The sequence below is a fragment of the Pseudovibrio axinellae genome (assembly GCF_900110875.1).
GTDB classification, from domain to species: domain Bacteria; phylum Pseudomonadota; class Alphaproteobacteria; order Rhizobiales; family Stappiaceae; genus Pseudovibrio; species Pseudovibrio axinellae.
Window position 1 is genome coordinate 568681 of sequence record NZ_FOFM01000002.1, and the last position, 15610, is coordinate 584290.

The following is a 15610-nucleotide window of genomic DNA, read 5'->3' on the forward strand; positions in this document are numbered from 1 at the left end:
GGCATCAATGAAAAAGCGCCCCGCTTCTCGGTTATTGGTTCTCGATCCTGATAAACGGATTCTGCTCTTCAATTTCACGTTCGACACAGGTCCTCTTGCTGGGTGCGATTATTGGGCGACTGTTGGTGGTGGTCTGGAAGACGGCGAAACCCATGAGGAGGCCGCCCGCAGAGAGCTGCTGGAAGAGACTGGCATCTCAGCCCCCATTGGAGAAAAGATCCATATTAGAACAGTCCGATTCCAACTGCCGTCCGGCGAGATGGTTGAGGCCGAAGAGCATTACTTTTTAGTCGCCAGCCCTCACAGCGATATTGACTACTCCCGGCATACAGAGCTGGAGACGCAAGTTATGACGCGTCATAGATGGTGGACGCGTGAGGAACTTCGCTTAACTCAAAAGACTGTGTTTCCTGAAAATATCCTCGAAATTCTTGAGCCTTATCTGCATCACGGAACTTGAGGCAAAGCAGAAAGCAATAAAGATATAAAGGTTTCTTTATATCTTTATTGCTTTCTGCTTTGCCTGTGATGTATAACAGCATACAGCGAACGTGCGCGGTGTGTTGCGCACTTCTACTATGCGGGAGGGGACTATGGGCCTAGGCATTCAGGAAGATTTGATGACTGCATCCAAAGATTACTACGTCAAAGACATTTCACTTGCAGAGTGGGGTCGCACTGAAATTGAAATTGCTGAAACAGAGATGCCGGGCCTGATGGCTTGTCGTGAAGAATTTGGCACGAGCAAGCCTCTGAGAGGTGCTCGAATCGCTGGCTCCCTGCACATGACAATTCAGACAGCCGTTCTTATTGAAACTCTGGTTGCACTTGGTGCAGAAGTGCGCTGGGCATCTTGCAATATCTTTTCGACGCAGGATCAGGCTGCAGCAGCAATTGCAGCTAAAGGCATTCCTGTTTTTGCTGAAAAAGGGGAAACCCTGGAAGAGTACTGGTCTTATGCTGATAAGATCTTCGATTGGGGAAATGGCGAAACCGCAAACCTCATTTTAGATGATGGTGGTGATGCAACCCTAATGATTCTTCTTGGTGCAAAGGCTGAGAAAGACCCATCTATTCTCGATAAGCCATCCAACGAAGAAGAAACGGCTCTCTTTGCGACAATCAAACGTCGCCTTGAAAAAGAGCCTGGCTATTATTCCAAGGTTAAAGCCAACATCAATGGTGTCTCTGAAGAGACAACTACGGGTGTCATGCGTCTATATGAAATGCAGAAGAAGGGTGACCTTCCATTCCCTGCAATCAATGTGAACGACTCTGTGACCAAATCCAAGTTCGACAACCGCTACGGCTGCCGTGAATCACTGGTTGATGGAATTCGGCGCGGCACTGATGTGATGATGGCTGGCAAAGTGGCTGTGGTCGCTGGATATGGCGACGTTGGTAAAGGCTCTGCGCAATCGCTAAACGGCGCTGGTGCTCGTGTGATCGTGACGGAAATAGACCCTATTTGTGCGCTTCAGGCAGCAATGGATGGTTACGAAGTTAAGACCATGGAGCAGGCCATCGGTGAGGGCGATATCTTCGTTACCACTACCGGAAACAAAGACGTTATCACAGCTGACCACATGCGTGACATGAAGGACATGGCAATCGTCTGTAACATTGGGCACTTTGACAATGAAATTCAGGTTGCTGCTCTGCGTAATTACAAATGGCGGAACGTAAAACCTCAGGTCGACATGATCGAGTACCCGGATGGCAAGCGCTTGATACTTCTCTCCGAAGGCCGTCTGGTGAACCTTGGCAACGCAACGGGTCATCCGTCCTTCGTTATGTCTGCCAGCTTCACCAATCAGGTTCTTGCGCAGATCGAACTACATACCAAAAACGAGAACTATGAGAACGAAGTCTATGTGCTGCCGAAGCATTTAGATGAGAAGGTCGCACGTTTACACTTAGCCAAGCTAGGCGCGACATTGAGTGAGTTGACCGACGCTCAGGCCGGTTACCTCGGCATTGATAAGACCGGCCCATTCAAGGCTGAGCACTACAAGTATTGATTCCATATGAATTGATATAGCTGTTAATGCTGAGGCACTTAGCGTTAACAGGTCAGTGAAATCTAAAGGGTCCGACAAACTCAATTTCTATATATTGGGGGTGGGTTTGTCGGACTTACTACAGATTGTAGTGGATGATTATTTCGCCCACAGAATTTGTTTACTTTTTGTAAAGATCCTCTTCTTCCAAAAAATCAATCAGGTTATGTTGATTATCGAATCAGTCGTTCTCTTAGACAGTTGAGCGACTTATTCGTGATTCGTGACACCAGTGCGGTGTGTGGCACGAGTCTGAGGCGGCGAAGAAAGGGGCACAACATGCCAGCATTCTGGCATAAACACACGCGCGTGAGCGCGCTGTGGCGCAAGAGGTTCCGGCTATTGCTGAACTTGCTCGGCGTTGCTGTGTTCGCTTTGTTTGGTGCTGCTGGGTTCTCTCAGGCGATGGATATTCTTCCCTCTCTTTCTGGTCATTCAGTTGATGCCTTCAAGGTTGTCTGGGTCGCGGCAACGGCTGGGATCGCTTTGTATGCTGTTGCTGCCTCCGTTTTGCTCGTGCTCATTCGACGAAGCGATGCACTGTCCATTTTGCAATTACGCCAAGACCGTGCGGATGCGATGGCACGCATCGACCGCTTGGAAAGTTTACTGGAGACGGAAGACAGCCTGCTGCTGGTCTGGGATGGTGACGGTAAACTCCCGGGTGTTGCAGGGCACTTGCCAGAAAATCTTGAACTCCCAGGTGGCCTCTCGCAGTTGGTGGAGTTTGAAACTTGGCTGGACGTGAAATCGGCAGAGGCATTACGTGCGTTCCTTGAGCATTTGCGCGGTCATGGCGAGGTGTTTCGGTTAACCTTAACAACCACTGACGGTGTCTATCTGGAGGCGTCTGGCCACACCGCGGGTGGATTGGCCGTCTTGCGCCTTCGAGATCTTTCGGGTGATCGCCAGCTTGGTGCGCGCCTCGCTGAGCAGAATAAGGAGCTGCGGGAGCAGATTTCCTCGCTTCACAGCTTGCTGGATGCTTTGCCAGGCCCGGCATGGCAGCGTGATAATCATGGTAAGCTGGTTTGGGTCAATTCAGCATATGTGGATGCAGTTGAATCCGAAAGCACTCGCTCTGTGGTTGAGGAACAGGTTGAGCTTCTGGAAGCTAAGGGCCGCAACAAGCTCAATATGATGCGCCAGACTGACGGTGTTTATCATTCGCCAATGCCGGTCGTAGCAGCTGGTGAACGACGCGTGTTTGAGCTGACGGATGTGAATTCTGAGCACGGGAACGCAGGCTTGGCTCAGGATATCTCGGAGCTTGAGCGCGTACAGGGACAGCTCCGTCGCACGCTGAAGTCTCATACCCGTACACTGGACCAGCTCCAGACGCCTGTTGCCGTGTTTGGTGCGGATCACCGTCTCCAGTTCTACAATGCAGCCTACCGCTCTTTATGGGATATCGACCAGAGCTTCCTGGAAAGTAAACCGGAAGAGGAAGAACTCCTTGATTCCCTTCGCGCTGCCCGCAAACTTCCAGAACAGACCGACTATCGTAGCTGGAGAGCCAAGCATCTGGAATGTTACCATGCCTTAGATGCTCAGGCGTACTGGTGGCATTTGCCTGACGAGCGCACTTTGCGCGTGATTGCCAGCCCGCATCCGCAGGGTGGTGTGACCTACTTCTACGAGAACGTCACAGAGCAGCTCGATTTGGAAAGCCGCTTTAATGCGCTCACAAGGGTACAGCGTGAGACGCTTGATCACCTCACCGAAGCTGTCGCTGTGTTTGGTTCTAACGGTCGTATGCGCCTCTCCAACCCGGCCTTTGCTGAGGTCTGGAGCCTTTCTGAGGAGTTCTTGGAAGCCGAGCCGCATATTAATGAGCTGCTCGAGAACTGCAAAGAACTGATAGGAGACTCTGATAGTTGGCAGGAGCTTGCCCGAGGTGTGACAGGCTTGTCTGACAACAGAACCAGCGTATCTGGTCGGATGGAGCGTATTAACGGGTCAGTCATTGATTACGTGACTGTACCGCTGCCAGATGGCGGAACGCTGCTCACCTTTGTGAATGTGACCGACACTGTCAATGTCGAGCGCGCGCTGCATGCAAGCAATGAAGCGCTTCAAGAAGCTGATCAGCTTAAGAACGCCTTTATTCAGCATGTGTCTTACGAGCTGAGGTCACCTCTCACAACGATTATCGGTTTTGCCCAACTGCTTGGAGATGCCAAGTTTGGAGACCTTTCTCCAAAGCAGGAAGAATATACCGATTACATCCTGTCCTCCTCCTCTGCACTGCTACACATTATCAATGATATTCTCGACCTTGCGACGGTTGACGCTGGTATCATGGAGCTTGAGATATCCGAGGTTGATGTTGCAAAAACCGTATCTGAAGCTGTTGAAGGCCTGAAAGACCGTCTGGTTGAATCCGATATTACGCTGCGCATGCACATGCCGGAAGATATCGGGGTTCTGAAGGCGGATGAGCGCCGGCTTCGTCAGGTCTTGTTTAACTTGCTTTCCAATGCAATTGGCTACTCCGACAAAGGTGGTCTGATCGATGTCAGCTGTCAGCGAGAAGAAAAACAAATCCGCTTCCAGATTAAGGATCACGGTGCTGGGATTCCTCAGGAGATGCTGGATCAAGTCTTCTCACGTTTCGTAGGCCGTGGTGCCGGCGGAAGCCGTCAAGGTGTTGGCCTTGGATTGTCTATCGTTAAGAGCTTTGTTGAGCTGCATGGCGGCAAAGTGGATATCTCTTCGATGGAAGGGCAGGGAACTGCGGTTGACTGCACTTTCCCATTTGAGCCGCAATTTAACTCCCTAGAAGCGGCAGAATAACTCCTCCTTCAGTTTTCAGATAGATAAATGTGTTGGGGGCTTGAGTTCCCTTGCTGGTTTTGGCAAGTGCTTAGGCTTGAGGAAACACGGGCGCTGTTTGCGTTCTGTCAGTGTTAAGGGCATGGCATGAAAGTACTTCTCGAAAATCAGGCCGCAACTGAACTTTTCGCGGCAGATTTGGCCGAACTTCTGAAAGAGGGAGATGTGCTGGCTCTTTCGGGTGACCTTGGCACAGGAAAGTCTACGTTGAGCCGGGCTCTGCTGCGCCACTTGGCTGCTGATCCGGACCTGGAAGTACCAAGCCCTACGTTCACGCTCGTGCAAACCTATGAATTGCCCAGAATGTCTGTCGCGCATTTTGACCTTTACCGAATTGAAGAACCTGAAGAGCTGGAGGAACTCGGTCTTGATGAGTATCTGGAAACAGGCGTAGCGCTCATTGAGTGGCCAGAAATGGGCGATAAAACCTATTGGCCGGAAGCCTTGGATCTGAAGCTGACAGAAGGCACCAAGCCGGACAGCCGTGAAATTACCCTCACAGCGAACTGTGAGAGCTGGAAGAACCGCCTTGAGCGTCTAAATGCCCGCCGCGCTCTTCTGGCCAAAGCCGGGTGGATCGACGCAGCGCGCGAGCATGTTCAAGGTGATGCATCCAGCCGCACGTATTTTCGCCTTCACAAAAACGGTGAGACTATCGTCTTTATGGATAGTCCCCCTACAGGGCCAGAGCCGCTGCTGGCCTCGGGTAAAACCTACGGTGAGACCGTACACCGTGCAAGAGATATCACCGCATTCATCGCCGTTGGTAAGGCGTTGGCAGACCACGGCTTTCGAGTAGCTGAACGTGTTGCAGTAGATGCCGACAACGGACTGGCTCTCCTGGAGGACCTTGGAGACCACACCATTGCTGAAAACGACGAAGCGGTAACCGAACGTTATGAGCTGGCCATTGATGAACTTGCCAAACTGCATGGGTGTAAATGGGAGCCGGAGCTGGAGTGTGATGGAAAAACGCACCAGTTAAAGCAATGCGACTTTGAGGTCCTGATCACGGAAGCGGAGCTCTACTTGCAATGGTATTTGCCGCATGCCAGCTCAGAGCCTGTGACACAGCAAATGAGCGATGAGTATGTTGCAGCTTGGAAAGAGCTGCTGGCGCCTGTTCTCCAAACTGAGCAAACCCTGCTGCTGAGGGATTATCATAGCCCGAATATCATGTGGTTGTCAGAAGAGACAGGCCTCAATAAGCTAGGATTAATTGACTACCAAGATGCAATGATAGGCCCTGCGGCTTATGATGTTGCCTCGCTTGTTTATGATGCTCGCGTGGATATGTCAGCAGAGTTGCAGGAACATTTGCTTCAACGATATTGCAACTTGGCAACAAAGCATAAACATATTTTTGATGAAATAGAGTTTCGCAAGGCGGTTGCAATCCTGTCGCTGCAGCGAAATACGAAAATACTCGGGGCTTTCGTGCGGCTTGATAAGCAGTTCGGAAAACCTAAATATAAAGAGATGCTCCCTCGGATCCGCAATTATGTGCGGAGATGCTTTGACCTCCTGGGGGATGTGAAACTCAAGAAATCGTACAAAGTCATACTCACCTCAAATGAAACGAGGCAAAGTGACTCCTGAAACAAGAGAACAAAACGACAGAGAACATTTGATGCCTAAAGAAACCTCCTTCCACCCCAAAGCGGCTATGGTTTTGTCCGCAGGGTTGGGCAAGCGTATGCGGCCCCTTACAGCGACAACACCCAAACCTCTGATCGAGGTTGACGGCAAGTCGATGTTGGCGCGAGCAGCATCTCGGCTGAAGGATGCTGGGCTCGAAACCTGCGTTGTGAATGTGCATTACCTGGCAGACCTTGTAGAAAGTCATGCACTAAAATTTGAAGGTTTGGATGTAAAAATCTCCGATGAAAGGGATGAACTTCTTGACACAGGTGGTGGCATTAAAAAAGCGCTGCCCATGCTTGGAACAGAACCGTTTATTCTGAAAAACTCCGATAGCTTCTGGCTTGAAGGGGTTAAACCCAATTTGGATCTTCTCGTGGAGACATGGGATGATAATACGATGGATATCCTTTTGTTGATGTCACCAACGGTGAATGCGGTTGGCTACAATGGCAAGGGGGACTTCCTGATGGGTGATGAAGGCAAGCTTGAGCGCCGTGACGAGCGCTCCGTAGCTCCCTACATTTACTCCGGGACTGCCATGATTCATCCTCGGCTGTTTAATGACACGCCGGAAGGCCCATTCTCCCTTAACGTGCTCTTTGACAAAGCAATCGCGAGTGGACGCCTCCATGGCGTTGAAGGCGATGGCCTTTGGTTACACGTCGGCACGCCAGAAGGTCTGGATGACGCCGAGCAAGCCATTGCCAACAGCGCAAACTAAAGCGCAAGCCGACAAGCTGGTTCAGTTGTAGGGCAAAAGCACGCAATTGAGTGATAGATAAAACGCTCGTAACAGGCCTGTACTATCAGCAGGCCTGTTACGAAAAAAGCAGACCATTTGCCCCCCCCCCCAGTAACCCATCTCAGAACGCCTCAATCACCGCATGGGTTTCCATGCAGTGTGGTGGTTAGAGTTTGCCGCGAGGGCGGGAGTGGCAAGGTGAGCAGGCAATACCTGCGCTACTTGTTAAATATAATTCTTCGGCATTGGCTGAACACCTTGCCTGGGCGTTTTTGTATGAAACAAGGTCATCCCCGACAGGCATTGTGAGTAAATAACTGTTTGTGACAGTTACCTACCAGTGCCGACACCCACCAGGTTGACCAGCTTCCGCTTGGCCTCTGCACTGTTGGCTTTCAAGGGGTGTTTCAACGAACCCGCCGAAAGATGCGTTACTTCTTCCAGTAGCTCCGCCCAGCTCACGCCGCACTGACGGACGGTCCGCCAGCTGCCCGTTTACGTGAGCACATCACTAACAATAAAGCAGGTCAGGGGAAGGGGGATAAACTTTTGCCAACGAGGTAACCTTTCCCTTCGTCACCGCAGAAACCTCAATGTTATTAGCGTACTTTGAGCCAGAGGAAAACACAGGATGACACCAGTTCTAAACAAGGTGTATATTATAATTGTTTTAAACTGGAATCATCATGAGGGTTCGTTTGTGGATCCATTGTCGCGAATACTAGAAGGTTTGACGTATGGCCTGGCTTGAAACTCTTATTACTGACACGCCTGAAGCAGGCTTTGAACTGGCAATCAAACTGGCGCGAATGGGTGTCAAATACACGCAGCCAGACGCAGAGGTTCGAGATACGCTGCGCAAAGAATATGCAGCAAGTGCAGATAGTCTGACAATGGCCTCACACGTGGTCGCTGTTCACTACCAAACAGTTGCAGCTGCAAACAATTACTGGAAGTAATCAGTAAGCTTGCCCCGGATCAGTGATGTGCTTGTCCGGGGTGCATCAAAATGCGCTGCGCGCGACGGTTCCTACATCCCTGTGCTGCCCTTACTTTGTTAGAATACGACCTGCCTGCCATGAAACCGCGCAAAACACTTGAATTGCGCGGGGATATAAAAACACAGCGTGCTTTTTGCAGTGTGATCCTCCGAAAACTGAATTAAAAAGGACCATTCGGTTCTTTTCAGGAGGCTCCTGTGGCAGCCACCCCCAATATTTTCAGTGTTTCTCCTTTCACGCCATTCCTTCAGGCGACTGTGGAAGCCTTGCTATCTGGTCAGCTCATTCAAGGCTTTCAGGTTGATGATGACCCGATGGCTCTGGCTGATGTGACTATTTATGTCCCCACCCGCCGTGCAGCCAGAACTCTTCCAGATGTCCTGCGAAAAGCACTGGGCTCAAAAGCAGCGCTGCTGCCGAAGATTCTTCCATTGGGTGATGTGGATGAAGAAGAGCATATCCTGAAAGGCCATGGAGACGGAGAGGCGCTGCCACCTGCCATGTCCACCATGGAGCGAAAGCTGGCTATGACCCGCTTGGTTTGGGCGTGGAAAGGCCAGTTACGGCGCCAGATCTTGCAACTGAAAGAGGATGATCCAGCCCGCGTTCCGGCCTCGTCCGCTGATGCCGCTTGGTTGGCTGGGAACCTGCTGACGCTCATGGATGAAGTGCAAACGGAAGAAGCCGACTGGGGGGAGTTGAGCGGTTTGGTTCCTGAAGATCATGCCGAATACTGGAAGATTACGCTTGAGTTTTTGAAGATCGTGACCGACTTGTGGCCCGAGCACCTGAAAACCATTGGGATGATGGACCCCAAAGAGCGTCGTTCAGCCCTTATTCGTTCAGAAGCCCAACGGTTACGCCTCTCTCCACCACGTGGCCCAGTCATCGTTGCTGGTGCAACTGGCTCTTTCCCTGCCACTGCTGAGCTTATGAAAGCAGTCCTTGGCCTGGAAAACGGCGCGCTCGTCTTGCCTGCCCTGGATAGGGATATGGATGAGGAAAGCTGGGAGGCGCTTGGTAGCGCAAGTCAACCAAAGCGGGTTCCCGGACATCCGCAATACAGCCTCCGTCAGCTGCTTTTGACACTGGACATAAAACGCGAAAACGTAACGCAGCTTGGTGTACCAGAAAGCGAAGCGCTGCGATTGCGCTGTGATATTGTCAACGAAGCGCTGCGCCCTGCTGAGACAACAGAAGAATGGCAGAAGTTTTTTACCTCCGAGCTGGCAGAGCATCGCGAAAAGGCTTTTGCAGGTACGCAGTTGATCACCGCACGAAACGAAGCAGAAGAAGCTCTTTCCATTGCGCTTTTGCTTCGTGAGGCCGTGGAAACCGGCAAAACAACCGCCCTGATTTCTCCAGACAGAACCTTGGCGCGCCGTGTTGCATCCGAATTGACGCGCTGGGGCATCATTGTGGATGACACGGCAGGCCGCCCGCTGGAACAAACACCGCCGATGGTTCTGGCGATTTTGATCGTAAAGCTCGCTTTGCAAGGTTTGGACCCGGTTAACCTGCTGGCACTGCTCAAACATCCGCTCGCGTTTCTTGGCATGAAGGCAAAGGAAGTGCGCTCCGCTGCCCGCGCCTTGGAGCGCGGTGTTTTGCGAGGCCCACACCCAAGACCCGGCATCAGCGGTCTGCGCGATGCTGTGGCTGCTGCCCATGATCAAGCCATGGAGAAGGCGGATAGACCCGTCTCTCGCTGGCGCAAGCTGGTGGAAGAAGACTGGGCTGCAATTGATAGGCTGCTAGAGCGGTTGGAACAGGCACTTGGTCCGCTGGAGGCTCTGTTGCAGGAGCCAAACGAGATACCTGTTGAACAGCTTATCAAAACCCATGTGGACGCAGTCCTGCTCATCGGAGCAGATGAAAACGGGTCCACCGAAGAGCTGTTCCGGGGGGAGAACGGCAAGGCGCTGGCTGAGGCACTAACATCCTTGTTAGAAGCTGATGCGGCCGGGCTGTGCGTGCCAGCCAACGAATGGCCGGGCGTGTTTGGAGCGCTCATTACGGGCGGGGCCGTGCGCTCGCGCACCCCGGCAGATCCGCGTATTCACCTGCTTGGGCCGATGGAAGCTCGTTTGCAGCGTTATGACCTTGTGGTCCTTGGTGGTTTGAATGAAGGCACATGGCCACAGCGCACCCGCAATGACCCATGGCTGAACCGGCCAATGAAGGGGCAGATCGGCCTTGATCCGCCAGAGCGTAAAATTGGCACCTCCGCGCACGACTTCCTCTGGAATCTTGGTGCGCCGGAAGTGGTTCTGTCTCGTTCAGAACGCGTTGATGGCTCGCCGACAGTTGCATCCCGCTGGCTCCAGCGCATTGTGACACTTGCAGGTGAAATCGTTGAAGAACAAATGCGGGCCAAAGGAAAACGCTACACAAAGCTTGCAAATGTGCTTGATCGCTCTGAAACACCGGTGCGCCCCGCCAAACGGCCTGAACCAAAGCCACCGGTAGAAGCAAGGCCTGTACAGCTTTCTGTAACAGCCATCGAAAACCTGATCCGCGATCCTTACCTGATCTACGCCAAGAACGTCCTGAAGCTGGACGATGTTGACCCAATCGGGGGAGAGCCGGGGGCTGCGGACAAAGGCAATATTATTCATGATGCCCTAGCCAACTTCCTGGAAGACTGGGATGGTCCTTTCGATGAGAAAGCAGTTCGGGCACTGATAACCGAAGGAGGCCGTCTGTTCCGGCCTTTGGATGCCTTCCCCGCCATCCGCGCCCTGTGGTGGCCGCGCTTTGAACGCATTGCAGAAGAGTTCGTCGCTTATGAAGGCGATATCGCGCCTAAAATCTATGACCGTTTTATTGAAGAATACGGCAAAGTGGAAATGCAGCGTCCTGAGCGAAACTTCACACTCACAGGCCGGGCTGACCGTATCGATCAGATGAAAGATAACACCTTGCGTGTCGTGGATTACAAGACCGGACAGCCGCCGTCCTCCAAGCAGGTCGAAGCGCTGCTCTCGCCCCAATTGCCGCTGGAAGTCGCCATGATCCGCCGCAAGGGGTTTGAAGATTTGCCCCACGACCTGCCAATTAGCGACATGCTCTACATCCAGCTCAAAGGCGGCAGTGATGCCGTGAAGCTTGAAAGCCGTGTTCCGAAAGAAAGCACAGCCGAAGAACTGGCCGAAGAGGCATGGAAACGTTTGGAACAGCTCGTAGCAGCTTATGAAAACCCGAAGAAAGGCTATCTCTCCAGAGCACGTGTGCTGAAGGAGAGGGAATGGGCCGCATCCTATGACCATCTCGCCCGTGTGCAAGAATGGTCCCTTGGAGAAGACAGGGAGGATGCATAATGGATATTCCAGCAAAAACCCTTGATAGCCAGCAACGAGCTGCACATCCACAAAACTCAGCATGGGTAAGTGCCAATGCTGGGTCTGGTAAAACCTTCGTGCTTGCGCGCCGCGTCGTTCGCCTGCTCTTATCTGGCACAGATCCAGCACGTATTCTTTGCCTGACGTTCACCAAGGCAGCAGCTGCCGAAATGGCAACGCGCGTATTTGATTCACTGGCAAAGTGGACACAGCTGACCGACGCAGAGCTGGCCGCTGAGATTGAGGATATCGAAGGCCGGCCAACCTCGCCAGGCCAGCTTGCCAATGCGCGCCGCCTCTTTGCAAAAGCATTGGAAACGCCGGGTGGCCTGAAAATTCAGACCATCCACGCGTTCTGCGAAGCCCTGTTGCATCAGTTCCCGCTGGAAGCAAACGTGGCCGGCCACTTCTCAGTCCTCGACGACCGCCTTGCAGATGAACTGCTCAATGAAGCGCGGGCAAGTGTTTTGCATAGTGCAGAGATCGAGGCCGACTCTGAAATCGGCTCAGCACTGTCGCGGTTGATTGAGCTCTTGCCAGATGCTGGCGTTGAAAAAGCCCTCTCAGAGCTGATCAGCCGCCGCGATGCATTCTACCGCTGGGTTGCGCCCTATGGCGACCTGGAAAGCGCCATTTCAGCGCTATACGCTGATTTCTCCGTCGCAGCGAGTTATGATATATCTGAGTTCGCAAGTTCGTTGCGACGCAATTCGTCTTTGTCTGCCGACGAAGTAAAAGCGTTTGCGGAAGCCTTACGCGTCGGGTCCAAGACCGATCAGGACCGTGCAGCTGCTTTGGATGCAACGACAACGCTAAAAAGCGATGAAGCCTGGCGCATTGCATGGATGAAGATCTTCCTCACTGGCACTCTTGGCCCGCGAAAATCACTAGCAACTAAGAAGGTACAAACCGCCTTCCCGGAAGTTGTCGACCGCTTGTTCGCCGAGCAAACACGTGTATTGGAGGCTTTAAATCACCAGAACGCCGTCATAACGGTATCTGGGACCAAAGCGATCCTGACCCTGTCTGACGCTGTTTTACGTTACTATGAGACGGAAAAACTCCGTCGCGGCTACCTCGACTTTGAGGATTTGGTGGTTAAATCTGCGCAGCTTTTATCGCGGGCGGAGGCAGCCCAGTGGGTGCAGTACAAGCTGGATCAGGGTCTGGATCACATCCTTGTCGACGAAGCACAAGATACAAGCCCGCGCCAGTGGGAGGTGATCCGTGCCTTGGCAGAGGAGTTCTTTGCCGGTGATGGTGCGCGCGAAAAGCTTCGCACGATCTTCGCAGTGGGAGATGAGAAGCAGTCCATTTACTCTTTCCAAGGTGCCGTTCCTGCCTATTTTGCGCAGATGCGAAAGTTTTTTGCAGGCAAGGCAGCGCAAGCTCAAAAGAACTTTGAAGGTATCGAACTCAACCTCTCCTTCCGCTCCACACCCGACGTCTTGGGTGCTGTCGATAAGGTGTTTGACACACCGGAGACGTTTAAAGGCCTGTCTCAGGACAATGTCGCACCTGTTCACGAAGCGATCCGGCACAATGATCCAGGCCGCGTAGAAATTTGGCCACTGGAAGAAGCCGTTGAAACGTTGGAACCAGATGACTGGACACAGCCAATTGATGCCATCGGCACTGGTAATCCAATGTTACGCCTTGCAACGCGTATCGCAGAGCAGATCAAGGATTGGGACCAACGCAAAATTGCTGGCCCCGGAGATGTCTTGGTGCTCGTACGCAAGCGTGGGGCGTTCGTTGAAGCGTTGAACCGGGAACTCAAGCGACTGGATGTACCTGCCGCTGGTTCAGACCGTTTGGTTCTTACAGATCACATTGCAGTCAAAGATCTCGTTGCGCTGGGCCGGTTCATTTTGCTACCGGAAGACGACCTGTCGCTGGCTTGCGTTTTAAAAAGTCCGCTTTTTGGTCTGTTAGATGACGACCTGTTCGAAATTGCGCATGAAACGCCGGGCGTTCCGCGGCCGGGTACACTGTGGCATGAGCTGCTGAGGAAATCAGAGAAGACCGAAAAATGGCAGGTTGTTCGCAAGCAGCTGGAAGCCTGGCGCGACAGAGCTGACTTTGTTCCGCCCTTCGAGTTTTACGCTCGAATTATGGGCACAGACGGGTACCGTCAGAAATTCCGTGAGCGTCTTGGTACGGAAGTGGATGATGTGCTGGATGAGTTCCTGTCGCTCACACTGACCTACGAAAAGAGTGGAACGCCCGGCCTTGAAGGTTTCCTTGCCTGGCTTGCAGAGGCCCCAACAGAGATTAAGCGCGAGCTGAATGCGGCTAAGGGCATGGTACGCATCATGACCGTGCATGGCTCAAAGGGGCTGGAAGCACCTTATGTCATTCTGGCCGATGGTTGTAATGCTCCGGTTTCTAGCCAGCATTCTCCAGTGATGGTGGAAAAGCAAAGGGCAGGGGATAGTGATGCAGCACCCGCTTTGGTTTGGCTGCCAAACAAAGTGAACCGCACAGACTGGCACGATGAAGCCCTGGACTTGCTTGCAGAGGAGCAAAAGGAAGAATACCGCCGCCTGCTTTATGTTGCTCTCACCCGGGCCAAAGATCGCCTTGTTGTGTGTGGCTGGTCTCCCAAACGCGGACCCCATGACGAATGCTGGTACACGCTGACACGCAACGGGTTGATTGAAGAGGCGCGAGAGCAAAAGGATGGCAACGGCGAAGTCTCTGCATGGATCTGGACCAAGGGTGGCATCGAAAAACCTGAGCCGGTCCTGCCGCGACCAGAGCAAGTCACCTTGCAACAACAGGCAGTCATGCCGGATTGGGTCTCCAGCAAGGTAAGTACACCAGAGCGCATGCGCCAGCTCAAGCCGTCTGCTGCGCTTGAGGAGATGGAAGCAAAAGAATCCGTCGAGCAGCAAGACCCGAAAGACCAGTTGGAAGTTGCACGCCAGCCTGAAGACTGGCCCTTGGTGCGTGGCCGTCTCGTCCATAGACTTCTGGAGTTTTTACCGGAGCTTGCTGAAGATCAGCGTAGTGCTTCAGTGGAGAGGTTTTTGGCTGCTGCACTGCCCGAGCGCTTTGCAGATAGGAAAGAACGGCTGCTAAAGGATGTGTTTAGCACCCTGAACAACCCTGAGTTTGCTGAGTTATTTAGCACCGACGGCAGAGCCGAAGTTCCCATTCAAGGCGTGCTAACAGGGGAGGATGGGAAGCCGGTCGAAATTTATGGATTGATCGACCGTTTGCTGGTGAATGACGAAGAAGTGATCATCCTTGACCTGAAAACCAACGCCATTGTTCCGCACAATGCGCGGGAAGTCTCAGAAAACTATGTTGCTCAGTTGGCTATATACCGAAAACTGCTATCTGAGCTATATCCAGAGCGAACAATCAGAGCGTTACTTTTGTACACGTCTGGGCCCCGGCTCATAGAAATACCAGTGGAACTGATGAAATCTTTTAAATTCTAGTCGAATGTTGGGATTTCGTTCGCTTGACGCTTGGCACTTGCGTTCTTACTTTTAGGACAACGGAGTTTCTCTATAAGAGCGACTCACAACGAATTATGGAAGAGGCAAACATGGCCACTATTAATGTTGAAGACGGTAACTTCGAATCTGAAGTACTGCAGAGCTCTACCCCTGTTCTCGTAGATTTCTGGGCGACTTGGTGTGGCCCGTGCAAAATGATTGCACCGTCTTTGGAAGAAATCTCCGGTGAAATGGCTGGCGAGGTCAAAATTGCTAAGCTGGACATCGATAGCAACCAGCAAACTGCAATGAACTACGGTGTACGCTCAATCCCGACCATGATCCTGTTTAAGGACGGTCAGCCAGCTGCAACCCTTGTTGGCGCACAGCCAAAAGGCAAAATTGCTGATTGGATCAAGCAGTACTCTTAATTTTGGGGGTATCTGCAAGGAAATGCTGAGTAAAATCGGGCATTCTGAGGATCTCCGGTCACGGAAGTGGCCGGAGGCCTTTTGTTTTTGGCAAACAGTGACTAAAT

9 protein-coding genes are annotated in these 15610 nt (G+C 52.4%); all 9 read left to right on the forward strand.

What is annotated here, in order from left to right:
* Positions 1-7: 7 nt before the first annotated feature.
* Entirely contained in the window at positions 8-460 is a 453-nt protein-coding gene (locus tag BMZ51_RS07570; protein ID WP_068004290.1) for an NUDIX hydrolase, read from the forward strand.
* Positions 461-620: 160 nt separating this feature from the next.
* The gene (ahcY, locus tag BMZ51_RS07575; protein ID WP_068004415.1) at positions 621-2021 is read left to right on the forward strand and encodes an adenosylhomocysteinase; all 1401 of its coding nucleotides are present in this window, start codon (positions 621-623) and stop codon (positions 2019-2021) included.
* Positions 2022-2339: 318 nt separating this feature from the next.
* The gene (locus BMZ51_RS07585; protein WP_208979343.1) at positions 2340-4856 is read left to right on the forward strand and encodes a PAS domain-containing sensor histidine kinase; all 2517 of its coding nucleotides are present in this window, start codon (positions 2340-2342) and stop codon (positions 4854-4856) included.
* A 126-nt stretch (positions 4857-4982) separates the two neighbouring features.
* Positions 4983-6494 carry a tRNA (adenosine(37)-N6)-threonylcarbamoyltransferase complex ATPase subunit type 1 TsaE gene (gene tsaE / locus BMZ51_RS07590; RefSeq protein WP_068004285.1) on the forward strand — a complete coding sequence of 504 codons (1512 nt, stop codon included), beginning with the start codon at positions 4983-4985 and terminating at the stop codon, positions 6492-6494.
* A 31-nt stretch (positions 6495-6525) separates the two neighbouring features.
* Positions 6526-7260, forward strand: coding sequence for a nucleotidyltransferase family protein (locus tag BMZ51_RS07595; protein WP_068004411.1), 735 nt, complete (start codon positions 6526-6528; stop codon positions 7258-7260).
* A gap of 758 nt (positions 7261-8018) precedes the next feature.
* Positions 8019-8240, forward strand: coding sequence for a hexameric tyrosine-coordinated heme protein (locus BMZ51_RS07600; protein WP_068005650.1), 222 nt, complete (start codon positions 8019-8021; stop codon positions 8238-8240).
* Positions 8241-8479: 239 nt separating this feature from the next.
* Positions 8480-11602 (forward strand): double-strand break repair protein AddB, encoded by a 3123-nt coding sequence (gene addB, locus BMZ51_RS07605; protein ID WP_068005648.1) that lies wholly within the window; start codon positions 8480-8482, stop codon positions 11600-11602.
* Positions 11602-15072 (forward strand): double-strand break repair helicase AddA, encoded by a 3471-nt coding sequence (addA, locus tag BMZ51_RS07610; protein ID WP_068005647.1) that lies wholly within the window; start codon positions 11602-11604, stop codon positions 15070-15072. The genes addB and addA overlap by 1 nt, the downstream gene beginning before the upstream one ends.
* Before the next feature lie 110 nt (positions 15073-15182).
* Entirely contained in the window at positions 15183-15503 is a 321-nt protein-coding gene (trxA, locus tag BMZ51_RS07615) for a thioredoxin (protein ID WP_068005688.1), read from the forward strand.
* Positions 15504-15610: the final 107 nt, after the last annotated feature.

What these genes read in the sequence shown, in the direction of transcription:
- BMZ51_RS07570 (WP_068004290.1), top strand. Translation starts at nt 8, where the DNA reads ATGAAAAAGCGCCCCGCTTCTCGGTTATTGGTTCTCGATCCTGATAAA.
- ahcY (WP_068004415.1), top strand. Translation starts at nt 621, where the DNA reads ATGACTGCATCCAAAGATTACTACGTCAAAGACATTTCACTTGCAGAG.
- BMZ51_RS07585 (WP_208979343.1), top strand. Translation starts at nt 2,340, where the DNA reads ATGCCAGCATTCTGGCATAAACACACGCGCGTGAGCGCGCTGTGGCGC.
- tsaE (WP_068004285.1), top strand. Translation starts at nt 4,983, where the DNA reads ATGAAAGTACTTCTCGAAAATCAGGCCGCAACTGAACTTTTCGCGGCA.
- BMZ51_RS07595 (WP_068004411.1), top strand. Translation starts at nt 6,526, where the DNA reads ATGCCTAAAGAAACCTCCTTCCACCCCAAAGCGGCTATGGTTTTGTCC.
- BMZ51_RS07600 (WP_068005650.1), top strand. Translation starts at nt 8,019, where the DNA reads ATGGCCTGGCTTGAAACTCTTATTACTGACACGCCTGAAGCAGGCTTT.
- addA (WP_068005647.1), top strand. Translation starts at nt 11,602, where the DNA reads ATGGATATTCCAGCAAAAACCCTTGATAGCCAGCAACGAGCTGCACAT.
- trxA (WP_068005688.1), top strand. Translation starts at nt 15,183, where the DNA reads ATGGCCACTATTAATGTTGAAGACGGTAACTTCGAATCTGAAGTACTG.